Annotated in this window: 13 protein-coding genes; 5 read left to right on the top strand and 8 right to left on the bottom strand. The window is 52.2% G+C overall.

What is annotated here, in order from left to right:
• On the bottom strand, positions 1-7,434 hold a 7,434-nt coding region (locus IEV98_RS11840), incomplete at its 3' end, for a Calx-beta domain-containing protein (protein ID WP_188506032.1).
• A 383-nt stretch (positions 7,435-7,817) separates the two neighbouring features.
• Between IEV98_RS11840 and IEV98_RS11835 the strand changes: the two genes are divergently transcribed.
• Positions 7,818-10,793, top strand: coding sequence for a sensor histidine kinase (locus IEV98_RS11835; protein WP_188506031.1), 2,976 nt, complete (start codon positions 7,818-7,820; stop codon positions 10,791-10,793).
• Here the strand turns inward: IEV98_RS11835 and IEV98_RS11830 are convergent.
• Complete coding sequence (locus IEV98_RS11830; RefSeq protein ID WP_188506030.1) at positions 10,771-11,418, bottom strand: response regulator transcription factor; 648 nt, start codon at positions 11,416-11,418, stop codon at positions 10,771-10,773. The genes IEV98_RS11835 and IEV98_RS11830 overlap by 23 nt on opposite strands.
• A 376-nt stretch (positions 11,419-11,794) precedes the next feature.
• Entirely contained in the window at positions 11,795-15,187 is a 3,393-nt protein-coding gene (locus IEV98_RS11825) for a PAS domain S-box protein (RefSeq protein ID WP_188506029.1), read from the bottom strand.
• Between the two features lie 298 nt (positions 15,188-15,485).
• Here IEV98_RS11825 and IEV98_RS11820 point away from each other — a divergent pair, with 298 nt between their 5' ends.
• The gene (locus IEV98_RS11820) at positions 15,486-16,391 is read left to right on the top strand and encodes an SDR family oxidoreductase (protein ID WP_188506028.1); all 906 of its coding nucleotides are present in this window, start codon (positions 15,486-15,488) and stop codon (positions 16,389-16,391) included.
• Between the two features lie 89 nt (positions 16,392-16,480).
• Positions 16,481-16,654 (top strand): hypothetical protein, encoded by a 174-nt coding sequence (locus IEV98_RS11815; protein ID WP_188506027.1) that lies wholly within the window; start codon positions 16,481-16,483, stop codon positions 16,652-16,654.
• A 68-nt stretch (positions 16,655-16,722) separates the two neighbouring features.
• On the opposite strand, the gene IEV98_RS11810 is transcribed toward IEV98_RS11815, so the two are convergent.
• Positions 16,723-17,622 carry an AraC family transcriptional regulator gene (locus IEV98_RS11810; protein WP_188506026.1) on the bottom strand — a complete coding sequence of 300 codons (900 nt, stop codon included), beginning with the start codon at positions 17,620-17,622 and terminating at the stop codon, positions 16,723-16,725.
• 120 nt (positions 17,623-17,742) lie between these two features.
• On the opposite strand from IEV98_RS11810, the gene IEV98_RS11805 reads away from it, so the two are divergent.
• Complete coding sequence (locus tag IEV98_RS11805) at positions 17,743-18,765, top strand: zinc-binding alcohol dehydrogenase family protein (protein ID WP_188506025.1); 1,023 nt, start codon at positions 17,743-17,745, stop codon at positions 18,763-18,765.
• 54 nt (positions 18,766-18,819) lie between these two features.
• Positions 18,820-19,650, top strand: coding sequence for an alpha/beta hydrolase (locus IEV98_RS11800; RefSeq protein ID WP_229738701.1), 831 nt, complete (start codon positions 18,820-18,822; stop codon positions 19,648-19,650).
• A 21-nt stretch (positions 19,651-19,671) separates the two neighbouring features.
• Here the strand turns inward: IEV98_RS11800 and IEV98_RS11795 are convergent, their stop codons facing one another.
• From IEV98_RS11795 to IEV98_RS11780, 4 genes are read right to left on the bottom strand one after another with little or no spacing between them, the layout of a single operon-like run.
• Positions 19,672-20,808, bottom strand: coding sequence for an endo-1,4-beta-xylanase (locus IEV98_RS11795; RefSeq protein WP_229738700.1), 1,137 nt, complete (start codon positions 20,806-20,808; stop codon positions 19,672-19,674).
• Entirely contained in the window at positions 20,805-21,023 is a 219-nt protein-coding gene (locus IEV98_RS11790) for a hypothetical protein (protein ID WP_188506024.1), read from the bottom strand. Before IEV98_RS11790 ends, IEV98_RS11795 begins: the two co-directional genes overlap by 4 nt.
• A 49-nt stretch (positions 21,024-21,072) precedes the next feature.
• The gene (locus IEV98_RS11785) at positions 21,073-22,779 is read right to left on the bottom strand and encodes a glycoside hydrolase family 43 protein (protein ID WP_188506023.1); all 1,707 of its coding nucleotides are present in this window, start codon (positions 22,777-22,779) and stop codon (positions 21,073-21,075) included.
• Between the two features lie 28 nt (positions 22,780-22,807).
• Positions 22,808-25,309: a glycosyl hydrolase family 95 catalytic domain-containing protein gene (locus IEV98_RS11780; protein WP_229738699.1), complete on the bottom strand. Its 2,502-nt coding sequence runs from the start codon at positions 25,307-25,309 to the stop codon at positions 22,808-22,810.
• Positions 25,310-25,461: the final 152 nt, after the last annotated feature.

Below are 25,461 nucleotides of genomic sequence, written 5' to 3'. Positions count from 1 at the left end.
GCTCGTGCCCGTAAAGGTAAAGCTGGCGCTGCTGCCGCCTGCCAGGGTCATGACTACCGTTTCCGTTGCCTCGATCACCTGGTCGTCCATGACGGTTACCGGAACGTCGACACTGTTCTGACCCGCTGGGATCGTAACCGCCGCGGTGATCGCGGCGTAGTCATCCCCGGCCGTGGCGGTGCCCCCTACCGTATAGGTTACCGTGATATCTTCCGCTACCGTCACACCTATGGGCAGGCTGACCGTGAAGCCACCGTCTGTGCCCGGCTCCGCCGCATCGGCGGTTTTTACGATGTTGAGGATGAAGTTTTCCGGTATATTGTCATCGTCTGTGATGTCCAGCGTTGCGTTACTGCCGCCGGTAAAGGCAAAGCTCGCACTACTGCCGCCCGTCACGCTGACAATCACCGTCTCCGTACTTTCGATCACCTGATCGTCCGTGATCATCAACGGCAGATCCACGCTGTTATCACCGGCTGGGATTACCGTTACTCCGGAGAGCGGTACATAATCCTGGCCGCTAGTCGCCGTACCGGCGACAGAATAATTTACCGTGATGTCTTCCGTAGCGGTCAAATCCGCCGGAAGCGCAATATTGAATGCCCCATCGGTAGCAGGTTCTGCCCCGTCGATGGTTTTGGTCACGTTCAGCACCAGATTGGCCGGTGTATGCTCGTCGTCCGCAAGGTGCACCATCGCGCTGCCCGAACCGGTAAAGGCAAAGCTGGCACTGCTGCCGCCGTTGAGCGATACAACCACGGTTTCGTCCCCTTCGATCAGCTGGTCGTCTATTACAGCTACCGGTATCTGTATACTGTTTTGCCCCGCGGGGATTACCGCCGTACCGGTGAATGCCGTGTAGTCATCACCTGCGGTGGCCGTACCTGCCACGGTGAAGTTTACCGTAATGGCTTCAGAAGCCGTGATGCCTGCAGGCAGGCTGACGGTAAAGATGCCATCGGTGCCCGGCTCTGCCGCGTCACCACTATTGGCGATGGTCAATGCCTGGTTCGCTGGCGTATTATCATCATCCGCGATGTTTACTTCCGCGCTGCCGGTGCCGGTGAAGGTGAAGCTGGCACTGCTGCCGCCAGCCAGGGTCATGATCACGGTTTCTGTTGACTCGATTACCTGGTCGTCTGCAACCGTTACCGGAACCGTGACACTGTTTTGTCCGGCCGGAATCACAACGGCTCCGGTGATCGCGGCGTAGTCATCGCCTGCCGTGGCTGTGCCATCGATGGTGTAATTTACGGTGATGTCTTCAGTAGCTGATATGCCGGTGGGCAGGCTGATCGTGAAGCTACCGTCTGTATCCGGCTCCGCGCCGTCAGCACCCTTGCTGATCGCCAGGGATAAGCCTGTTGTGCTCTCATCATCGGCGATATCTACCGTTGCACTGCCTGTTCCGGTGAAGGTGAAGCTGGTGCTGGCCCCGCCGTTAAGCGTCATAACAACCGTTTCCACTGCCTCGATCGCCTGGTCGTCGCTTACGTTCACCGGTACACTTACGCTGTTCTGGCCCGCGGCGATCACCACTGCACCCGTAATCGCGACGTAGTCGTCGCCCGCGGTGGCCGTACCGCTGATCGTATAACCTACCGTTACATCTTCGGATACCGTTATACCTGCCGGCAGGCTGATGTTAAAGGCACCATTTGTAAGCGGCTCGGCCGCGTCCCCATCATTTGTAACCGTGAGCACCCGATTAGCCGGATCAAGATCGTCATCCGCAATATCCATGGGCACTGTATTAGCAGCGGCATCAGCCGTGTATGTAAAGCTGTTACCGTCTGTACCACCCGCAAGGTTCATCACTAATGTTTCGGTGCCTTCAATGATCTTGTCGTCCCGCACGTTAACCCGAACCGCGACACTGTTCTGGTAAGCTGGCAGTGTTATGGTGAAAACCGTATAGTCCGTATTGCGCGTTGCCCCACCGGTCATGTTATAGCTGAGCGTCAAATTGGCCGAAGAAGTGTAACCCGCAGGTAGCGAGACGGTATAGCTACCACCGGAAGACGGCTCTGCGGCGTCTGTATTTTTGACGACCGACAATACCTGGTTGGCGGCCACTGCGTCATCGTCCGCGATGCTTACCGTAATATCATTATTGGCCGGATCCGGGGGGAAAATGAATGCATTCCCTCCTCCGTCGGTCGCGCTGCCGGAGAGCAATGTAAAGATCATCGTTTCTGTAGGCTCTATCACTTGGTCGTCCAGCACATCGAGGTTAACGGCGACGCTGTTGGTGTTAGCAGGTATGATAATCGTTCCCATATCCTGGTAGTCAATACCGGATGTGGCTGTGCCGGATACCCGATAGCCTACCGTTACCGGCCATGCCGATGTGGCAACCCCGGCAAGCTTAACCGTAAATGTTGCTCCGGTACCCGGCTCTGAACCATTCGTGCCGGCAATTACTTGCAAGGGCGTACTGCTGGCGGCATTGGCATCAACAATATTCACGGTGCCGCTGTTAGCGGAAGGATCAATTGTGAACGGATAACTAACCGAAGCGGCATCCGTTAATGTGACCTGCACACTTTCAGGCCCTTCAATAATGCCATCATTTGCGGCATCGACGTCTATAAAAACTTCATTGGCACCAGCCGGTATCACGATATTGCCACTGTTCAATCCGAGTATATTATAGTCTGAACCAGTTGTTGCAGTACCCGCAAGAAGGAAGCTGATCATCACATCGTCAGAACTGGTCACCCCAGGAGGCAACGATATCCGGTATTGCCCGTTCGTGCCGCCTTCTATCGCATCGGATACTTTGGTGAGCAACACGATGTTGCTGTTGGCGGTAAAATCATTGTCACCGATATTCACGGTAGCGCTGTTGCCCGCGCTTGGGATCGTATAGGTGTAATTGGCCGACGTGGCCGCAGACAAGTTGAATATCACTGTTTCACTAGGTTCTACCACACTGTTGTCAATAACGGCAACCGGCACTGCGATGCCATTTGTTCCCGCGACTATGGTGATTGTGCCGGTCAACGCCGTGTAATCCGTACCCGGTGTGGCGGTACCGCTTACGCTGTAGCTCAACGTAATGTCCTCTACGGCCAGTACGCCGGCAGGGAGGCTGATCATAAAGCCACCGTTGGTAAAAGGTTCCTGTGCATCCGCCGTTTTGGTAACGCTAACCTCGCGTTTAGCAGCCGAGAATCCATCAACCGTAACGGTAGCGGTAACCGATTCCGCACATCCCTCAGTGTTGGTGACCGTATAGGTGATGTCTGCCGTGCCGCCGGATACGCCGGTTACCACGCCGCTGGCGTCGACGGTGGCTACGGCAGCATCGCTGCTCGACCATACGCCGTCGGGTGTGGTGCTAGAAAGTGTGGTGGTTTCCCCTTCAAATACCGTGAGTGTCCCCGTGATGGCATCGACCACAGGCAGTGGATTTACCGTAATCGTCGCCGTCTGGCTGGCGGTACAACCCTCTTCAGTGGTTACCGTATAGGTGATGGTAGCCGTTCCGGGGGCGATCCCGGTTACCTCTCCCGTAGTCGCATCAACCGTTGCGATGGCCTCGTCACTGCTGCTCCAAACACCGCCTGTGGTGACACTCTGCAACGGGATGGTGCTTTCCACACATACCGCATCGGCGCCGGTTATCGGCGCTACGGTTACCGTGTTTTCGGTGATTACGATCTCATCGGAAATGCTGCACCCGTCGGGATATTCTACGGTTACGCTGTAGGTGCCAGCATCAGTAACGGTCAGCGTATTGCCGGTGCTGCCATCGCTCCATAAATACGTAGCAGAGGGGCCTGCAAAGAACCCATCTGTGTTCAACACGATGGGGAATCCATCCGCACACACCGTAAGGTCGGGGCCAAAGCCCATTATCGGCGAAGCGCCGTCGTAAGGCGCGATGTCCCAACCGCTACTGCCGCCCAGATCCTGGCTATGCGAGCCGGCCGTAAACTCCGCCCCACCTGTAGCTGTCATCTGCTGAAAACGGACATAATCGAAGTTTACATTACCCGTAGCTTTGGTAACGATCGCGTTGGTCGCTCCGCTGCTCATGATTTCCGTCAACCGGCACGGCGTACCACTGCCAAACCAGCTATCCGTTATGATGGTGTTGGTGCCGGAATTAAAGATATATCGGCTTCCTGGGAAGAAAATCAACGTACCGATCGTGTTGTTGGTACCATAGATTTTACCGCCGCCTTTAAATTCTACGGTATCCAATTGGTTGTTTGTTCCATTGATACCGATGTCCGAAGCAACATTCGTGTACGTAAAAACAACCTTGCTGGCCGCGATACTGGAAAACGCACTATGCTGAGTCCAGTAGCCGCTGATTGACACCCGATCATAGGCAAAACCATCGGCGAGAAACACGCGGGTGTCTATCATTGAACCGTCCGCAGCGAGGGAACGATTGGATGTGCCGCCATTGTATCGCCAAAGGTTGCCTGTCAGGATGGTGCTGCCCGTAATATCAACCGAAAGATTATTGTTGCGTTCGTTATTATCCACTGCATGAATATTCAAAACAACGTCATTGGCCACCAAACTTCCTTCATACAAAAAGATATCGGTCTGGTTATTGCTGTAGTCATTGCCAAAGACTAAGCGCCCACCTGTTTTGCGGAGTTCGAAATCCAGATTACCCAGCGCCTGCCCGGTGATGGTGGTTTCTTCCGTGCCCCGAAACTGAATGATCGTATTCAATGTGCTGGAAGGGTTGAGTACCATGCTTTCGCCCCATGCTTCCATGTTCCAAGCCCCAGCTTTGTTCAGAATCGGATTATTTGCCGCACCTGTCCAGTTCATATCACGGAAATAGGCGTTGCCGGCGTTTACCGTTATCGTCCTTGCCGCCGCTGTCGTCCCGAAGCCGCTGTTCACATCGAAATAAACATCGTTTGCAACCGTCGGGATACACGCTCCGCCCGGTCCGCCTGATGTGGTACTCCAATGGGAAGCGTCGTTCCAATCGCCGGCTCCACCCACCCAATACCGCGCATCGCCATCGGAAGCAATGATATTCCAGCCGGCATTGCCGCCGGCGTCAGCGCCGGAGAAGGTGATGGGAAGCGTCAGTGACCCGCCACCGCCGGTGGCGACCATATTTTCCATGTATACGTTGGCGATATCCACCTCCGCATCTGGGCCGAAGACGATGGTGCTAACTGCCGCACCGCTCCGTATTTCTCCCAGGCCGCTGCAATCGGGATGGGTAGCCTTGAAGTATTTGTTAATCGTATTACTATCAAAGAACCGAAAATTCCTGCTTTCGCCTGTGATCAACGAGTCGATGCTATTCCCGCCGTACCGAATCATCCCCTGCCCCTTGAATTCCAGCGTACCGATCGTGTTGCTGCTGCCAATCCACGCCTCGCTGGTCAGCGACGGATTACTGAACGTCAGGAAGTCGATCGTTGCATTGGCAATATCAAACCCATTGACGTTCGTGGCCGAGGATTCCACTTGATAGAAGCTTCCGGTCCGGATACCGAGATTCGTCTTCGCCAAAATGTAAGAGCCTGCTGCATCTACAGTCTTCGCTGCGTTTAAGAATTCCCAGTTGTTCACCGTTATGGACGCGTCTCTCATAGTTAAGTGTCCGCCCTGTGATTGGATACCTTGAAACACATTGATATCCAATACCCGGTCGTGTACATCCACATCTCCCCGCAACCAAACCACCCTGGCCTGTGGATTGCTCCAATTATCCAACAAGGCAACGGTGCCGATAGCTGCTGAAGGGCCTGACTTGGAGATACGAACCTCTAAAAGGCCCTGTGTGCTATTGTTGTTCGTGAATGTCACATCCTCCGCTCCGGTAAATTGCAACATGGCGTTCATCGTAACGTTCGGATTAAGAACGACGGAACCGTAAACCCGCAACTGGTAATTGTTTGACTCGTTGAACGTGACATTGCTCGTCAGATTCGCAGCCCAAGTCATATCTTGGCAATACGTATTGCCCGATGTGGTTATCACGCTGCCTGCGTTGAGCCCGCTGGCATTATCAAACACGACGTTGTCCGTTACAAACGGGATACAAGCACCGCCGGTGCCGCCGCTGGTTTCGCTCCAATGGCTACGGTCGCTCCAATCGCCAGCACCGCCTACCCAATATAGTGTACGGCTGGCCGTAGTGGGTGTATTGATAATAAAGCCACTGTTCCCTTCGTTATCCACCCCATTAACCGTGAGGGGTGTAATGCTCCCCGTTGCTGCGATATTGGTCAGCAACACGTTATCGATCTCAGCCACGGCTCCGTCTGCGAAGTGAATGGTACCGCCGGAGCTGCCCGTTATTTCCGTAAACCCATCACACGGTAAGCCACCAGCCCGGAAGCGTTTATTGATCGTTGTCGTGCCGCGGATAGTAATGTTCTTATTGGCTGCTGTGTACAGCGTGTCGAAAGCATGCGCGCCATTATCAATGATCTCAAACGCTCCGCCTATTTCAGCATACTGAATCACGTTGTTTGATCCCCCAACTGCCGCATTCCCTGCAACCGTTACGTACTTAATCACATTATTTTCGCCCCGGACAACGCCTGCGCCCATAAAGATCAACGTGTCTATGGTATTACCCACATGGATGCGTGCATTGGATGTCAGCGACGGGTTGCTGAACACCAGTTTCTCGAAGGTCGTATTATATACGGAAAAAAGATCGTTATTCGGACTATCCGACAGTGCCTCGACCTCGTCGAACTCGCCGCCGTCTGTTACCAGTCGAATAGCCGATTGGATGTAAGATCCCTCCGCCGCAGTCGTTTTATTCGCTCCCCTGAAATAAAAGTTGCGCAGTACGCTTAGCCGGCCTCCGGTAATGTCCAAATGCCGGGGATTATCGTTCTCGCTCCAAAAGCTAAAGACTTCTACATTCCTATCGGAAGCATCCAGGTAACCTGCCGTCAAGGTAAGACCGTAAGCGTTATTAGCCGTACTCCCCGTGTAGACCAAATCATCCGCAAGTGTTAACCCGCTTCCGGGTTTATTGATGGTCAGGTTCAGGATACCGTCAATCGTCCCGTTGGCGGTGAGCGTACCGGGATTGCTCCCCGCAAATTCCACGTTGACCACGCCATTATATGTCACCGTTGGCGCTAGCACCAGGTTGCCATATATAAACAGCGTATTTGAACCCGTACGAGCCAGAACGGGATTATTCGGCACATCGCTTTCCCACGTCATGTTGGCACAAAACGAATTGGCATCCAGCGTCACCGTCCGCGCTGTGGCCGTCGTGCCAAACCCGCTGTAACTACCAAAAAACACATTGTCGCCCGTGGCGGGAACGATGCTAGGTGTGCTTCCCGTGGGGCTGCCGAGCCGCCAATTGTTGATGTTACTCCAATTCCCACCGCCGCCTACCCAATAATAATCGGCAGCTTGGAGTTGAATAGTAAACAAAAGGGTGAGCAACGCAAGTAAGGTTCTTTTCATGATCAATCGACTAGCTGTTCTAGAATTTCAGAATATTTACCGGGCAGGAGTAAGCAGATGGCATGGTACATGGATAGGTGTCTTTGTTTTTCGGAGACAAAAATACGCTGCTTCCGACCCGTTGGTCAATCGTGCTTTTTTGAAAATTAACTAGTAGAAACGCGTTTTGCTGAATAGAAAATTTTCTATCAGCCAGGCATTTTGGCCGATCGAAACATTAATAATCAATCAATTAGAAAAAAAGCGAACTAATAATTAATTCCTCTTGCGCCCGTCAGGTAATTTGGGTACTTTTACCACACATCACATTATGGCCGAAACACCATCTATCTTAGAACGTGACTTCATTTATCGCCTCAATCAGAAATACCGCTTTTTTAGCTTTGGCAGCCTTTCTTATCGGTCTAGATCCAACCTTTGCGTCAGATCAAACGTTTATCATTGACCATTATACCGACGAGCATGGCCTTCCCCAAAACAGTGTAAAAGGAATCGGCCAGGATAACTTGGGTTTCCTATGGTTGATTTCAGAAAAAGGCCCGATCCGTTATGACGGTAACGGGCTATTCAGAACATTCGATGATTTATCGGCATCATTAAGAACGGACCGGATGATGGCGCTCTATCAAGGTGGGCCAAATGGGGAGCTCTGGGCTCAAGCAGAAAACGATGCCCTTGTCCTGTTGAAAGACGGGCGGGCCGTTACCTCGAATGAGACCTTTTGGACTGTTTTTGACAAGCCACGGCTGGATGCGGAGAAAACGCTGGTCACCACTACCCGATTGCCCTCACCTTATCCTGAAGCGCTTCCGGAGCACCTCTTTGTTCCAGACGGGGCGGGAAGCGGATTTGTCGTATCAAAGGATTCAATATCGTTCCCGCCGGACAATCTGAAATCCGTGTACAGGCTTCATTTTCCAAACAAAAACCCGTGGGGATTTGTGGGTTTCCAAGGGAAGTTACTTTACCTAGACCAGCTTCGATCATGTACGGTATTCCATCGGGATAACCGGATTACGCAAGAAGAAATCAGCGGCGATCTGCTCAGTTTACCGGCCACCACACGCTTTACAATCTATTGGAATACGGCATCCGATCAGGTCTTTATCTATGCGGCAAAAAAACTGTATTGGCTATCTGAGGATAACAATGGAAGATTCCACAGCACGTTGCTCGTTTCTGGATTCGATTTCAAAACGAATAACATTACCACGGCGCATTATGTGCCATTTCAAGGAAAGCTATTTCTTGGCAGCGCAACCAAAGGGCTGTTCGTTGTGCGAAAGCGGCATTTCAATATGCTCCATTCAGGTGTAGATTACCCCAGCAACACCTTTTACAATCAAACGTTGCTGCCTAACGGCCTACTATTGACCAATGAAGGCCGCACTTTTGACCAAAAGGGCCAGCCGCATCTGTCCCGCTTTCTGCAAGAAAAAAAACACCAATACCATCAGGTCTTCGGCCCCGACGGATACCTATGGATATTTCAGTGGGATACCATTCTGCTCGTTTCTCCTCGGGCTGACCAGCTAATCGGCATCAGGCAAAATCCGGCATTGGCAAAATTTTCCGATTGGGATGATGCCTCAAATTTCTGGATCGGAGGCGACGCAGGTAAACTGCAGAAGTACCACGCAGATCGAGATACGTTCTTAACCATGGGATCCTTTCCGGCCATCACGTATATCGAAGACGGAGGTCCGCAAGAATTATATATCGGCACCAAAAACGGCCTGTTCACCTTCAATACGCTGGACTACACCAAAAAAGAAATCCCGGAATTCGCCGGTAAAACCATACGCAGTATTTATAAGGAATCTGCCAGCAGGCATTGGATAACCACCTACCAACACGGTTTCTTTTTATATGAAAACGGGGTGGTAACTGCTTTTCCATTAGACAAAAACGGCTACCTGGCAACGTCGCATTGCATGCAGGAAGATACCCGTGGCTTTCTATGGATAAGTACGAATAAGGGTCTGTTTAAAGTGAGTAAACGACAATTACTGGACTATAAACAAGATATAACGAATGTGCCGTTTTATTTTTACTATGACAAACAGTGGGGACTCAATACCAATGAATTCAACGGCGGATGTAAGCCGTGCGCCATTAAACTGCCCAATGGCGATTTCTCGTTTCCATCGTTGGATGGTCTCGTGCAGTTCTCTCCGTACACGATCAGTGATTATTTCCCCTCCGGCGACGTCATACTTGATCAGGTGATATTAGATGAAAAAACGTTACCAATACAGGATACCATTAACATCCCGAACGAATTTTCACGTTTAGACATCAAAGTGGCCACACCGTTTTATGGTAGCCCGTACAACATGGAAATCGACTACGTCGTAACCAGTGAAGGCAAAGGCAAAGGCAATTGGCTTCCCCTTAATACTGCAAATCATACGTTATCCATCAATGAACTGTCCTCGGGCAGCCACGAAGTCTTAATACGTATGCGGAACGGTATGGGCGCCCGCGATTTCAGTTACGCGGCATTCCATCTTTACATACAGCCCTTATTTCACGAGACGACCTGGTTTACCTTACTTCTTTGTATGGCCTTGGGCCTCGCCGTTTGGCTGTTTATCGCTTTGCGTACCCGGTTCATCGTTAACCAAAACCGGTTGCTGCTCATGAAAGTCAACGAACGGACAGACATACTCGAAAGCCAGTATGAGTGGCAACAGCGGCTCTCCACGTCGATCACGCACGACATCAAAGCCCCGCTTAACTATGTGGTCAGGGCATTGGGTGCTATTCATGACATTGCGAAGGCTGAAGGTTTTTTGCCCCGCGAAATGGAACAGGTTTACCTATCAACTAAAAATATTTACCATTATTCGAACAACCTGACGAAATTGGCCAAACTCATGCCCACGCGGGGCGCGTTGGAATTCGCGGACGTACCGTTATTCCAGATTACGCAACAGCAAATCGACATTTTCGAATCGGCGGTCGAATCCCGGGGCAATACCGTGCATAACAACATCCCCATGAGCACCAGCGTATATTCCAACGCTGATATCCTGGCCATCATCATCCATAACCTGTTGGACAATGCAACCAAGTTTACCCAAAACGGGGAAATAAAAATCAACGTCGAACCCAAGACCGATACGACGGTGCTTTTTAGCATTACAGATACCGGCCTGGGTTTCCATCCCGAACAAGTAGACTATTACAATGAACTGAATCAGGGGCACCTACCTGTCCGGATTGAAGAAAAGAACATTGGCTTTGGCTTACTGTTGGTCAAGGATATGGCTCACCTGATCGGCGCGGAAATGTTTATCCAAAGCGTACTCGGAGGCGGTACAACCATTTCGTTCATTTTACGAAACCGTGCATGATGCTAAACGCATCCATTAATTCTTTGACGTTCCGGACATCCAGTTTCTCGAAAATTTTATTCTTATAGGTCCCCACGGTAGAGGTATGGATGAACAGGATTTTTGCAATCTCCCCTACCCCCTTCCCCTCAATCAATAGCCGGCTTATTTCCAGCTCTCTGTTTGTGAGCCGTGATAAGGGATTATTGTGCAATTGCCCTCCTTTATTCAACCTATTTTGCAGCATATGTTCCTTCAGTTTCTCACTCAAGTATTTTCTGCCGGCGAGCACCGCGTTCAGGGCCTCCCTGATCTCGTCTTCTTCGCTGTCCTTTTGTACGTACCCATCGGCGCCCGAATCGATATATCGTAACGCGTATAACCCCTCGTCATAAGCCGAAAGCATCAAAATCCGCACATTTGCTTGGAGATTTCGTATCGTCGGAATCATTTGGAAATTGTTTCCCCCCGGTATGTTGATATCCAAAACGATGATATCCATCGTTTCCGATGACAACAATCGCAATAATGCGGGTAAGTCAGCGGCTAAATGAATGGTACTTTCTGGCATCCATTCACGAATGAGGTATTTCATTCCTATTCTAACTGCACTATGATCATCGGCAATGGCAACGTGCAATGGCATATCAAGTCCCTTTCAAAACATACAGTAATTTCATCGGCATAAATCAGAAATGAATATATTCATTTCACCCACAAATATGGCAAAAAAGAACTGCTATCGCTAATCATACAGAAAATCAATAGGATAGGATAAAGACCTTATCTTGTCATATGACTGAATTACGCAAACAATGTAATGAATGTAATAATCTATTATTCAGTACGATACTTCAAATATGTGTAACAAATCCACACGCTTCTGCCATTTCACGAAATTTTTCCACGCGCTCGCCGGTCTCCATGGCCCGGTAGATGGCCTGCAAGATCACGGATAAGCCGGTTCCAGTTTGGCCCAGCCGTGCTCCGCCTCGGCCCCAAGGATGTTCATGCCTTGCCCGCTACCCCTTTGCATGCAGCGGAAGCGTAAACCAGAACGTACTTCCGGCGCCTACCCGACTTTCCACCCACAACCTACCGTTAAGCCTTGTGATGATTTCGTTAGACCAATAGAGGCCAATACCCAAACCGGATACATGCAGTCCACTATCTTCCACCCGGTAAAACCGCGTAAACAAGTGTGGGAGCTTATCGGCAGCTATGCCCCGCCCAAAGTCCCGAACGCCTACCTTAACTTCATCTTCCGCACAATCCAGGCTTACCCTCACCTCATCGGCACCCGGCGAATATTTGATGGCATTGGTGAGCAGGTTGATGAGTACTTGCTCGATGCGCTGCGCATCGCTGTTTAAGATACAGGTTTCCGCAGCCGTGTCAAACACAATCCGGTAGTTCTCATGCGTCTGCGCGATGAGCGCTGTCGTCTCTTCTATGAGGTATTTCAGATCAAACTCCGCGATATTCAGTTGGAGCTTGCCGGCCTCGATCTTTGATATGTCCAACAGGTCGGCTACGAGCATGTTGAGCTTTTTCATCTGGTGCAGTGCCTTTTGGACAAACAGTTTAGCCTTGCCATCTAAGGGCATCGCTGCCAATAGCTGCAAGTAGGCGAAGACACTGGTGAGCGGTGTCTTGAGCTCATGGCTTGCCAAACCGATGAATTCGTCTTTTTTATCGTTCAGTGCCTTCACCTCCTCATAGAGTTTGGCATTGTCCAAGCCGATGGCGGCCTGGGCAGCAATCGAAGCCACCAGTTGCTCATGATCTGCGGTGAATTTACCCGCCTCGGGATGACCGAAAAACAATCCGCCGATGACCGCTCCCGAGCGTGACACGACCGGTACGGCCAGGTAGCTCACCACCGGCAGGTGGCCGTTGGGCATTCCGTAATGCGGCGGGTTTTTCCCATAGCGCGGATCCTTGGTGATGTCATCGACGCGTACGATACCCTCGCCGGAAAACGTGGGATGGAATACGGCGGTATTTCGCGGCATCCCGAATTTTTCAAAAGCCTCGCGCGGCGCTCCAGATAAGGTATACAGCAGGTATGACTGGCCGTTCTCGTCGGTTTGGTTGTGGAAGAACGCACCGAACGCTGCGCCCGTCAACGCCGTGGTACTATCGGTTACCTTTTGCAGGATGTTGTTCAGGTCGAGATCTTCCGAAATGCTTTCGACCATTGAATTGATGATTTCGAGGCGCTCAGTATACCGACGGGCCGCTTCCTGAGCCGCGACCTGCACGCTGATGTCGCGGGCAATCTTCGAAGCGCCGATAATCTGGCCTTCATCATCGATCAACGGTGATACCGTGATTGAAAGCGGTATTTCGCGCCCGTCTTTCGTGAGCCTTACGGTGTTAAAATGATCCACCCGCCTGCCTGCGCGGATCTCACCGATGATGTAGTCTTCCTCCTGCAGGCGCGAGGATGGGATAATCAATGAGATGTGCTTGCCGATAGCCTCCGTGGCCGTGTAGCCAAACATGCGTTGCGCGGCGTTATTCCAACTGGTGATGATACCGTGCAGCGTCTTGCTGATGATCGTATCGTCCGAAGTCTCTACGATCGCTCCAAGCCGCGCCTTCCGTTCGATACCTTCCTGGATCCGGGCTTCGTTGGCTTTCTGCTCGGTGATGTCCATCACCGTCCCGATGAGTCGCACCGGATTGTCCGCACGGTCAAAGTAGACCTTCCCCTTGGCCTTTACCCACCGCAATCGGCCGTCTTCGATACCGACGGTCCGGTACTCAGTGTCGTATATGCCATCGGTTTTCACCTTGTCAAACGACTCGTTAATCGTCGCCACCACGTCCGTGCGGTCTTCGGGGTGCAGACCACCGATGAAATCCCCTTCGTACGAAACCGGGCCATCGTGGCCTACACCAAACAATTCCCTGCAGCGTTCATCCCATTCCAACCTTCCACTATTAACATCCAGGTCAAACACGCCAAGCTGTGCAGCTTCTTTCGCAAGCTGTGATTGTTCATAAGCCCTTTCAACTTCAAATTTGGCTTTTACTTGGGTAGACACATCGATGGTGATCGCAATCACGCCGATGATCTCGCCCTGGCTATCCCGATAGGCCTCTAAAACGAAGTTTTGATACACGGTATCGATCTTTCCGTTTCGCAACAGCATGACGGGTTGCTCATACGCCCGATACGTTTTTCCGGTACGGTACACGTGGTCGATCCACTGTTCCAAGCCCTGCCCCCCGGCGTCCGGCAATCCCTCAAAAATCGGACGGTGCATCACGTCCTTCTCGGCTTTGCCCCATAGCTCGATCATCATGGCGTTGGCCACTTCCACCACGTGGTCGGGTCCGCTCATGAAACACATCGCCACCGGCGCCTGGAGGATGATGTTGTGGAGCATCTTTTGGCTATGTTCAACGCGCTGTTTGGCCAATACCACATCCGTCACGTCTGCGGCCGTGTTCATCACCCCGTAAACCCTACCGAAGCGATCCTTCAACGGCGTGAAACTGTAGTTGAAATAAAACGTCTTCAGCACCCCGCCAAGGGTCAGGTCGACGCGCTGGTTGCGGGTATTAAAGGGCCTACCCGTGGTAAATACCGCATCAAGCTGTTCATAAATATGCTGGTCACGCAACTCCGGCAACACATCGGCATACCGCTTTCCGATCACGTCATTTCCCTTGCCCCAAACATCCATGATGGCTTGATTTGCCTCTGCGATGCGCATTTCGCGCCCGGCATAGACTGCAATCGGAAACGGCGCATTCGCAATGATGCTGCGCGTTTTGAATTCACTTTCCGCGAGGTCGTCGTTGGTCATCCGCAGCTCCTCATTCGTGGCGGTCAGTTCTTCATTGATGGCTGCCAACTCCTCGTTGGCGGCGGTCAATTCCTCATTCATCGCATGCATCGCCATTTCACTTTTCGCAATGGCCGCGATACCCGAGCGGATTCTTTCCTCGAGCTCTTTATTGCGCGTCGCCAGGTCTATATTGGCCTGGTCGGGCACGGCCGATGGCGAAACCGGTATACGGGCAATCTCGTCGACATCCGTGCACGAACCGACAAAGCCGGCATAGGAACCATCTGGCAAGTAGCGGGGCGCACCGCTTTCCGATAGCCATCGGTAAGCACCGTCATGCCTACGCAATCGATATACCATCCGGTAGGGCTTATGGCTATCGATAGCCACGGCATAGGCAGTCATGCAGCGCTGCAGATCATCCGGATGGACACTGTCCAACCATCCGTCGCCCTGCTCCTGCTCCAACGTCCGCCCTGTAAAACGCAGCCATCCCGCATTAAAGACATGGCGCCGCTTATCCGTGGCGGCGATCCACATCAGTGCCGGCACGTTGTCGGCCATGATTTTATAGGGGTCGTCCATGAGCTTATCGGGCGTATTTTTCTCCATATGCAATTATAGCAAATCGATGTGATTTCGATCGTATACGATTTCCATTTGTATACCGGTTTCCATCGTCTATTAAAAGCCTGCAGAAATAGTCAGATTATCGGATAGGTAATACAATCTTAAGCCCTAAATGTTTGTCGACTTGCACGATTCGCTAGGTAGCTGATGAAACCGACTTCACAACGGGCACTTCGAGCATGAGGCGATAGCTTATGGCAAGCGGCTGTTTCAGATACGGGAAACTTTCGATACTTGGAATTGTTGGCTAGTTATCTGTATATTTTTACATCATTCAGTTATGGAAAAAAAGACGCATCCGCAAAATCCCCAACAACCGGACACCAAGTATCCGATGCCCCCCTTTCCTGAACAAAAACAGGACTACCCGGGAAAAGAGGCGTTGATGAAGCCGCTGGCCGACCATGGCGAAAAAAGCTACAAAGGCACCGGAAAGCTGGCTGACCGAAAAGTAATCTTAACCGGCGGTGATTCCGGTATTGGAAAAGCGGTAGCCATCGCCTTCGCACGCGAGGGGGCCGACATGGTACTTAGCTATCTGGATGATCTGGAAGACGAAGACGCACAGGATACCGCAAGACATGTGGAAGAAGCCGGCCGTACGTGCATCCTGATCAAAGGAGACATCACGAGTGAGGCGCACTGCCAATCCATCGTAGCGAAAGCGGTACAGGCATTCGGCCGTATCGATATCCTGGTCAATAATGCCGCATTTCATATGGCACGGAAATCGTTGCAGGATATCCCTTCCGACGAGTGGACCCACACGTTCGCCGTGAATGTGCATAGTATCTTTTACCTGTGCAAAGCCGCCGAACCTCACATGAAGCCTGGTAGCTGCATCATCAATACGACTTCGGTAAACACGTTTAATCCTTCGGATGATTTGCTTCCATACGCAGCCACCAAAGCGGCCGTGGAGAATTTTACGGCAAACCTCAGCCAGATCCTACTGCAACAGAAAAAAGGCATCCGTGTAAACGCCGTAGCCCCAGGGCCGGTATGGACGCCGTTGATTACCTCAACGAAATGGCATGATGCGGCTACTTTTGGCGAGAACACGCCAATGGGCCGGCCCGGACAGCCTGCGGAGATTGCGCCGGCGTTTGTGTTCCTGGCTTCAGAAGAAAGCAGCTACATTTCAGGGGCTACCATACCGGCCACAGGGGGCCGTATCACGATTTGATGGCGGGCTCGGGTTACCTGCGTAGAAAAAAGTAACAAACTAAATGCGGCCCCGGCTGTTGTACCCATTGATAACTAAAATTTATGCAAATGAAGACGATTAAACTATTTTTCGCTGTTTTGGGCGCGGCCGCGTTTCTCGCAGCATGCAGCAACACAGGTAACAACCAACAACAAGACACCGACACCACGTACATGGAGCCAGCACCACCACCGGCTAACGACACGATGATGAATGACACCCTGATGAATGATACGTTGTAGTCTGTCGCAAAACTGAAGTCAAATCATTACAACGATGGGTGCTGGTAATCCATCGGTTGACGTAATCGTTATCGGTGGAAGTTTCTCGGGGTTATCTGCTGCGCTTGCGATCGATACGCTTTGGGGCTCATCCCCGTCAGCTGCCGGAATGACTCATGAAACGATGCAAAGTTACGGAAACCACTTGCATAGCACAGTTCTTTAACCGGCCGCTGTGGTTTATCAACCAACTGCCTGCACACATAACCGATCCGGATTTCGGTGAGGAACTGCACATAGGTTTTACCTGTTCGCCGCTTAAAAAACCGGCAAAACGATGTCCGGCTCAACCCCACCAGGTCCGCCACGTCTTCCAGCGTGATAGGCTGGCCTAAATGTGCGAAGCTATACCCGTAGATTTTGTTGATCCGCTCTTCGTCCATTCGGTCTATCCGATAGTCGAAGCCCACCGATGACAACGGTTGAGCTTCGGCCTGCACTTCCAAAAAGGTAGCAAGGCAATGCAACAGCGCAATGATCCGGTGCATCCCTGATGCTTGGCGTACGACCGTCAGTTCATCGGCAACACGCCGGGCACCGGCACCGCGCAGCAGCAGTCCGCGTGCGCTCTGGTCGATCAGCTGGACCAGCCCACCGGATTCGGGCAGCCGCATGAAAACCTCGCCCAGCAACCCCGGCTGGAAGTGAATCGCCGTGGAATACGGCTCGACTGTTGCGTTGCTTTCGGCTGTTTCGTCGTACCGCCAGCAATGGGGAAGGTTTGACCCCACCATCACCACATCCCCCGCTTCAAACCGGCTGATGCTGTCGCCAACAAACTGCAGGCCCGTGCCCCGATGAAAACCAATCAATTCAATTTCACTGTGGAAGTGCCACCAACTGTTGGTGTTGCGCACCCCATCCTGCCGCACGCTGAATGACGCTTCAACCGGCCGTTGAACAAAGAGTGGTTTTGCGCGTATCTCCATTGTAAAAGCAATTATCAGACTTTTGAATCAAAGCACAAAAACTAAGATAATATTTCTTAATCATCTGGCAATGCATCGGCAACGAGGAATGCATGCAATCGCCTATTTTTACACCCTGATATGGACACCATCATTTGCCACACACCGGGCGTACTCCAGCTCATCCAAACGGATGAACCACGCCCCCATCCTACCGACGCAGTGCTAAAGATCCGTCAAGTTGGTATTTGCGGCACCGACCTCCATGCATTCAAGGGCGTACAGCCCTATTTCAACTACCCCCGCATCCTCGGTCACGAACTCGCCGCAGAAGTGTTGCATGTGCTGCCGGGATATGGCTTCGAGGTAGGCCAACTGGTCACCGTAAAGCCCTATTTCCATTGCGGCAGCTGCATAGCCTGTCGACAAGGCAAAACCAACTGTTGCGTGGATATGAAGGTCTATGGCGTCCATATCGATGGCGGCATGCGTGCGCGCGTGTCGCTACCGGTTAGCGCACTCCTGAATGGAGACGGACTCAGTGTCGACGGCCTCTCTTTGGTAGAGCCGCTGGCCATCGCTGCCCACGGAGTTCGACGTGCCGCCATCCAACCCGGCGAATGCGTTTTGGTCATGGGTGCCGGCCCTATTGGCATCAGCACCATGTTACTGGCGCAGGCTGCCGGGGCCCAGGTTATCATCATGGACACCAACGTCTACCGCCTACGCCACTGCGAGGCGCTGTCAGACCAGGTGGTGACCATAGACGCTAGCGATGTAGCTATTTACCAACAATTGCGGCACCAAACGCAGGGCGATATGGCCAGCGTGGTTATCGATTGCACCGGAAGCCAACTCGCCATTACCAATGGATTCGATTACCTGGCACATGGCGGCCGGTATGTACTGATTGGCTTGCAGCAAGCGAATATTGCTTTTTCACACCCCGAGTTCCACAAGCGTGAAGGCACCCTGCTGAGCAGCCGCAACGCGCTCACCGAAGATTTTGACCAGGCAATCCGCCTGTTGCGGGGTGGCACGATCCGACCCGACATGTTTATCACGCACCGGATCCCATACACCGAGCTACCCGAATCGTTCGCGGACCTGCTCAAGCCTTCAAGCGGTATTATTAAAGCGGTGGCCGATTTCAGCGAATCGTAATCTCGGCCCGTATCATTGGAAAACAAATGATGTATACTAACAAAATAAACAAAGATGATGAAACAAGCAGTAATGATTTGCAGTGCAATTGCGGCCTGTATGCTGGCGCACGCACAAACAGAGATGGCCCCTGCGGGATTTGATCAATTAACCGAAAACATCCAACGCGGACGCATCGATACCATCCAATATTTCTCAACGACCGTAGGTACGGACCGGAAGGCGTTGATCTATACCCCACCGGGCTATACGACAACGAAGTCATATCCCGTGTTATACCTCCTGCATGGTATCGGCGGTGACGAAAAGGAGTGGTTTGACAACGGGGTACCGCACCTTATCCTCGATAACCTCTATGCCCAGGGCGGGGCAGCAGAAATGGTTGTCGTGATGCCCAATGGCCGCGCGATGAAAGATGACCGTGCCACCGGTGATATCATGGCCAAAGACAAGGTCGAAGCTTTTGCCACTTTCGAAAAAGACCTGCTGAACGATTTGATCCCTTACGTGGAACGCCAATTCCCAGTTAAAAAAGACAGGCAAAATCGGGCGCTGTTTGGTTTATCGATGGGTGGTGGGCAAGCGCTTAATTTCGGTTTGGGCCATATCGACCATTTTGCCTGGGTAGGCGGTTTTTCCTCCGCTCCCAATACCCGTATGCCCGAGCAGCTCATCCCTAACCTCAACGATGCGAAAACAAAGCTCCAACTGCTGTGGATATCCTGCGGCGACCAAGATCGTTTGATGCCTATCTCCCAGCGAACCCATGAATACCTGGAGGCAAACGATATTCCGCATACCTTTTACGTGGAACCTGGCGGCCATGATTTCGAGGTCTGGAAAAACGACCTATACATGGTCGCTCAACGGCTATTCAAAAAGTAGGCCATGAAGCGCTGAAGGATGTCAGTGATTATACTTCGTAGCGATAATCTGATGGAAGGCCGATTTCGGCATCATGCGTCGATCAAACAATAACGGATAATTGGTACGGCCGCGTATCGGCCAATTGTTCAGCCATGACTGGCCGTCGTGCACGCCCCAGAACGTAACCCGGCCAACCTGGTCGCGGTATTTCAGGAAAAGACGGAAAAGCGTTTCATACGCCCGGGCCTGAGCTTGTTCTATGCTGTCTGGCAATCCATCCGGATACGGATTAAGATGCTTGCTATACCTTTCGGTCTGACTGAGCTCGGCCGAATTTCCATTCCAGGGATTCGGAAGCACGCTCAAATCAAGTTCGGTAAACATCACGTCGACACCGAGTGCGGCAAATTCGCGTATGGATTGTTCAATGTATTCCATGGGAACGCTTCCGACATGCCAATGCCCCTGTATGCCCACCCCGTCGATGCGGACTCCAGCCGCCTGTATTTTCTTGATCAAGGCAATAGCCCCAGCTCTTTTTCTGGGTTGCTCGATATTGTAGTCGTTGTAGTACAGCTTGGTGTTTGGCGCTGCCTGCTGCGCCAGCCGGAATGCTTCTACGATGTAGTCTTCGCCGAGCGCCCTGAGGAAGATCGAATTTCGAAGCGTACCGTCTTCGTCGAGCGCCTCATTCACGACATCCCATGAGTCTACTTTGCCATCATATCGGCCGGCAACCGTACGGATGTGTTCAACAACATATTGCCGAATTGAATCTGCATCTTCCATATGGCGCATAAATCCGGGCAATTGGCTATGCCAGATAAGCGTATGCCCGTTTACCTTCAACTGGTTGCTGGAAGCAAAGGCAATAAACCTATCCGCCTGCTCAAAATTAAAATGGCCCCAACGTGGTTGCAATACGTGCGCTTTCATCAGGTTTTCCGGAGTAGCGGTATTGAAATGCTCCTTGATCAATTGCGATTCGGCCTCATTTTCCGGGTCGAGCTGCCGGGCATTCACAGCCGTTCCAATCAAGAAATCCCCCTTGAATGCTTCTTTCAATGAAACGCCCCTGCCGCGCTGGCTGTACAGCTCAGCAACTAAACCGCCATGGCAGAAAAGCGTTAATCCCATGTAGAGAAATAGTTGCCGGAGTCGAGTTTGTGTGTTCATTTAAAATCAGGCCGTAAGGATATGGTGTTTTCCGTAGGAAAGTCTACCGGCACCGGCAAGTCATCTTTTTTTGTCGCTAACCAGTAAAGCGCCCGGATCATGATCAACGCGTTATTCAGTTGCCAGTTATGGTTGCTGAAGCCATCGATCAAAAGCACCTTCACCGGTTTTTCCGTGGCTAGCAGGAAAAAAGGCATTATAAATATGGCTGCCATTGATAAGTAAATTCGCATTCCCATGTCCTTATGTATCGTATTGACTGTTCTAAAGTTGCACATCGTTTGCCGACGTCGCGTATAGCCCGATCAGCGCCCCCGTAAATCCTCCGGCCACATCGGTCGAAAGAATATCGCCCGATAACGCGCCGCCAAGGTTCTTAAAAGCACCCTTTCCTTGGGCATAGTTAAACTGATAGTCGTCATCTTGGGCCGTCACCTGTAGCTGCACAGGCACATTGGCATCTATTTTGGAACGGGCAACGATCGTCGACTCGCCATTCTCCGTGCGTTGCAGCACCAGGTAATGATCGGCACCTTTCCGGGTTATGCCGAATAGGTAATGATAAGTCTCTTTCTGCAAGCAGACGATCCCTGCCAGGTCGTTCTCCGAAGCCGGGGTATAAGCCAACGTGACGGAAGCCGTAAAATCAGCATGCTGCTGTCGATAAAACAGTGCAGATATCGGCTTCACCTCATTGATGGTGGTTGCAAACGGATTGATTGTTAAGCCGTCCGCTGTCACTACCGCAAACTCCTCCCGCGGACCGCGCAGTCCAATCCAGCGGTAATCCAACATGTTGCCGCTGAAACGATCTTCAAAAACGAAATTCCCGTTGGGCATGAATCCCCGTTTTCCCGTCAGGTTCTTTACCCCTTTGGGCATTTTCAGCTTCGGCTGGATCGGTTCCAATCCGCCTTCAAAGACCGGAAACTCGCCGCTCCAATCGACCGGCAGGATAAACGTTTCCCGGCCCGTATTGACCCGCCCTTTTCCATTGGGCCGGATCGCGAGAAAAACACCATAATGTTTTCCATCAGGGCCTTCTACCAAATCCGCATGTCCTGCCCAAGCAACCTTGTTGGGCCGGTCATCCGGAAGGTGCCGTTGCGAAAGAATCGGATTTTCAGCGGCGGGTATATAAGGCCCTTTCGGATGGTCGCTGCTGAAGATGACCTCGCTATGGTTTTCGGCCGTACCGCCTTCCGCACACATCAGGTAGTACTTGCCATTCCGTTTGTAGATATGCGGCGCTTCAATCCATATGGGCTTCTTCGTGATAGCTACGCCGCCATCCACGATGAGCTGATCCGTGCCCGCAATGACCTGGTCCTTTTCCACATCATATTCCCAAATTTTGATCACCCGATGGCCTTCGTAAAGCTCCTTCCCTTTATCCGGCGCGTCGTTGTGCACCACGTAAGCTTTGCCATCATCGTCGAAGAAGAGCGCCGGGTCAATCCCATCAAATGCGAGTTTAATCGGATCGCTCCATCCTTGCCTTGGGTCTTTCGTTTTGACCACGATGTTGCCGAACCCGCCCGCAAACTGCGTGGTGATCATGTAAAAGGTTTCATTATGCGGGTTGTACAGGATGTCTGGAGCGAAAATACCCATGGCCATGCCTGCGGTCTCAACACGCAGCTGCGAGGTCCGGTCCAATACATGGCCAATCTGGGTCCAATTCACCAGATCATTGGAATGGAAGATTGGCACGCCCGGGAAGAACGCAAACGATGAGCATACCAGGTAATAGTCATCGCCTTTCCGGGTGATACTCGGATCGGGATAACACCCCTGCAGTATGGGCGAATAAAATTCGTCTGCCGCCAGCGGATTGTCTTTATAGATCTGGTCGTCACCTTTGTACGTGAATCGTTTAAATAGCGGCAAATCCTGCTGTGATTTGACCACTGATGCATTGGCGGCTACCAACGCCGCCAATACCAACATACGGAATACTGCGTTCTTCATCTTAGTTACCCTATTACAAGCGTTGTGCCTATTTACGCCACGTGAATACATACGTTTCACCCGCTTGGGTAGGCACATCATACATAAATACCGCTGGTAATTCAACGGCCGTCAGTTTCGCATCCGGGCTGATGACCGGATCGGGGGTCGGAGCCACGGCGTAGAAAGGATTCGGATTTGCCCCCTTCGCCTCCTGCAGCTGGCCACCCTCTCCGTCCGCCAACAGGTTGGGAGACCTCAACCGCAGATTGCCGCCGATTTTCGAGGTGACGACCACACGTTCTACAATGCCGTCTTTCCAAACCAGCTCCGCGATCTCAAAGCCACCCCATGCACGGAGCCCCGTAATCGAGCCGGATGGCCACGCATCCGGCAACGCCGGAAGCAAGTGTACCGCCCCGTCTGCACTTTGCATCAGCATCTCCGCGATACCCGAGGTACAGCCAAAATTGCCATCAATCTGGAATGGCGGATGTGCATCGAATAGGTTATTGTACGTTCCGCCTCCGCGATTGCCGGCCACGGGTGTCAATTGATCCTGGATCAGTTTAAACGCGTGGTTGCCATCCTGCATCCGCGCCCACCAGTTCACTTTCCAACCCATGCTCCAGCCCGTCGATACATCACCCCGGTGCATCAGTGTCGTTGCTGCCGCCTTGAAAAGCTCCGGTGTCCGGTAAGCCGAAATCTGGTTGGAAGGAAACAGTCCATACAGGTGGGAAATGTGCCGGTGTTTGTCATCCGGGCTATCAAGGTCTTCCAGCCACTCCTGCAACTGGCCATACTGCCCGATATGCATCGGCGGCAGGCGGTCACGGAGTCGTTTAAGCGTATCGGCAAACAAGGCATCTTTACCCAGCAGTTCCGCTGCGCGGATCACCGTAGCGAACGCATCAAATACCAATTGGTTATCCATCGTTGCACCGGCAGCCAATGATGACCCGTCCGTTCCCTGAGGAGCATTTTCGGGCGAGGTGCCGGGGTTTACCACCAACCAACCGTTGGCCGGATCCGCAACCAGGAAGTCCACGTAGAATTCCGCCGCGCCTTTCAGCACCGGATAGGCCTCGGCTAGGAATTCCCGATCGCCGCTGTATAGGTAGTGTTCCCACAGGTGTTGGCTCGTCCACGCACCGCCACCATTCCAGATGCCCCAAAAGGCGCCATCTACCGGCCCGGTGGCCCGCCAGATATCCGTATTGTGGTGCGCCATCCACCCCCGGGCACCATACATCGTTTTCGCGGTTTCCGACCCGGTTTCGGCCATTTCAGTCACCATCCGCAGAAAAGGCTCGTGCAGTTCGGCCAGGTTGGTCCGCTCCGCCGGCCAGTAGTTCATCTCCGCATTGATGTTGATGGTATACTTACTATCCCAAGCCGGTTTCAAGCGGTGGTTCCAAATCCCTTGCAGGTTTGCCGGCTGGCCGCCGGGCTGGGATGAAGAAATGAGCAGGTACCTTCCAAACTGAAAGTAAAGCGCCGCAAATTGCGGGTCGTGGGTATTCCTGAAATTCGCCAACCGCACATCCGTCGGATGATTCGCCGCATCGCTGGTCCCCAGGTCTATCGTTACCCGGTTGAAGTACCGTTGGTACGCCTCGGTATGGTCGTCCAACAGGCTGGCAAAATCTTTCTTCAGCGCACGCTGCAGGTAGCCGGTTGCCCGTTCGGCCGCATCACCGGAGATATCGCGGTAATTATTGAAGTTCGTCCCAATGGCAATGTAGATGGTCACCGCGTCGGCTGCGGTGACGGTCAATTGGTTATCCTCCGTTATGAGTGTTCCCCCTCGGGGTACCACGCTGATGATTCCCTGGTACCGCACCATTCCTTTTACGCCTTCATGATCGCTGGTGGTACCCGCAAAACGAAGTTGGGCCCCTTCCGCCGTGACCACATCCGTCTCATGCGGAGCTGTATAGGAGGCCACAAACGAAATGGCCGATGGCCTGCTAGCCGTCAGGTGCACCGCAATCACCCGGTCGGGCAATGAGGCAATCACCTGCCGGGTATATTCCACCCCACCAACCGTATACGTGGTCTTCGCAACAGCGGTTTCCAGATCCAGTTCGCGGTAGTAGTTGGTATAGTCGTCATGCCCGTCGAATACCAGATTCAGGTTACCTGCCGGTTGGAACATCTGCCCCGAAGACTTTTTATGAAACATTAGCCGGTTGGCCATATCCTCTGCCTCCTTAGCCCGGCCCTCGAAAATCAGCTGGCGTATCGCGGCCAGCGAATCTCGGGGAACAGCCGTATCGTTTCGATTCGGGCTGCCGCTCCATATCGTATGCTCATTGAGCTGCAGCGTCTCCTGCGGCACGTTGCCATACACCATGGCCCCCAGCCAGCCGTTCCCTACCGGCAGCGCATTTTCCCAGGTTTCGCCCGAGGGCTTGTCGTACCAGAGCGTTAATCCCGGGGCTATCGGGCCGGCCTTGTCCTGGGCCCTGGCCGCTGGGCTTACGCAAGCAACTACAAGCAGTAAAACGTACATCCGGGCAACGGCAATGGCATGTGGTCTCTTCATGGTATGGATATCGTTAAATCTTTACTAAACTAGTAAATCCTTTTACAGTTTTGTCATACGCGGCTTATCGGGTCATATTTGGTTTATAAACTGTTACAAAGAGCGGGAATTCAGCCGTAAGTTCCAATGGATAGGTTATCCATTCATTTAGG

Source organism: Parapedobacter pyrenivorans (assembly GCF_014636865.1).
In the GTDB taxonomy this organism is placed as follows: domain Bacteria; phylum Bacteroidota; class Bacteroidia; order Sphingobacteriales; family Sphingobacteriaceae; genus Parapedobacter; species Parapedobacter pyrenivorans.
The sequence above is the reverse complement of the archived record's forward strand: the minus strand, read 5'-3'. Positions and strand labels throughout refer to the sequence as shown.

What these genes read in the sequence shown, in the direction of transcription:
- IEV98_RS11795 (WP_229738700.1), bottom strand. Translation starts at nt 20,808, where the DNA reads ATGAACACACAAACTCGACTCCGGCAACTATTTCTCTACATGGGATTA.
- IEV98_RS11830 (WP_188506030.1), bottom strand. Translation starts at nt 11,418, where the DNA reads ATGCCATTGCACGTTGCCATTGCCGATGATCATAGTGCAGTTAGAATA.
- IEV98_RS11825 (WP_188506029.1), bottom strand. Translation starts at nt 15,187, where the DNA reads ATGGAGAAAAATACGCCCGATAAGCTCATGGACGACCCCTATAAAATC.
- IEV98_RS11785 (WP_188506023.1), bottom strand. Translation starts at nt 22,779, where the DNA reads ATGAAGAACGCAGTATTCCGTATGTTGGTATTGGCGGCGTTGGTAGCC.
- IEV98_RS11800 (WP_229738701.1), top strand. Translation starts at nt 18,820, where the DNA reads ATGATGAAACAAGCAGTAATGATTTGCAGTGCAATTGCGGCCTGTATG.
- IEV98_RS11810 (WP_188506026.1), bottom strand. Translation starts at nt 17,622, where the DNA reads ATGGAGATACGCGCAAAACCACTCTTTGTTCAACGGCCGGTTGAAGCG.
- IEV98_RS11790 (WP_188506024.1), bottom strand. Translation starts at nt 21,023, where the DNA reads ATGGCAGCCATATTTATAATGCCTTTTTTCCTGCTAGCCACGGAAAAA.
- IEV98_RS11820 (WP_188506028.1), top strand. Translation starts at nt 15,486, where the DNA reads ATGGAAAAAAAGACGCATCCGCAAAATCCCCAACAACCGGACACCAAG.
- IEV98_RS11815 (WP_188506027.1), top strand. Translation starts at nt 16,481, where the DNA reads ATGAAGACGATTAAACTATTTTTCGCTGTTTTGGGCGCGGCCGCGTTT.
- IEV98_RS11805 (WP_188506025.1), top strand. Translation starts at nt 17,743, where the DNA reads ATGGACACCATCATTTGCCACACACCGGGCGTACTCCAGCTCATCCAA.
- IEV98_RS11780 (WP_229738699.1), bottom strand. Translation starts at nt 25,309, where the DNA reads ATGAAGAGACCACATGCCATTGCCGTTGCCCGGATGTACGTTTTACTG.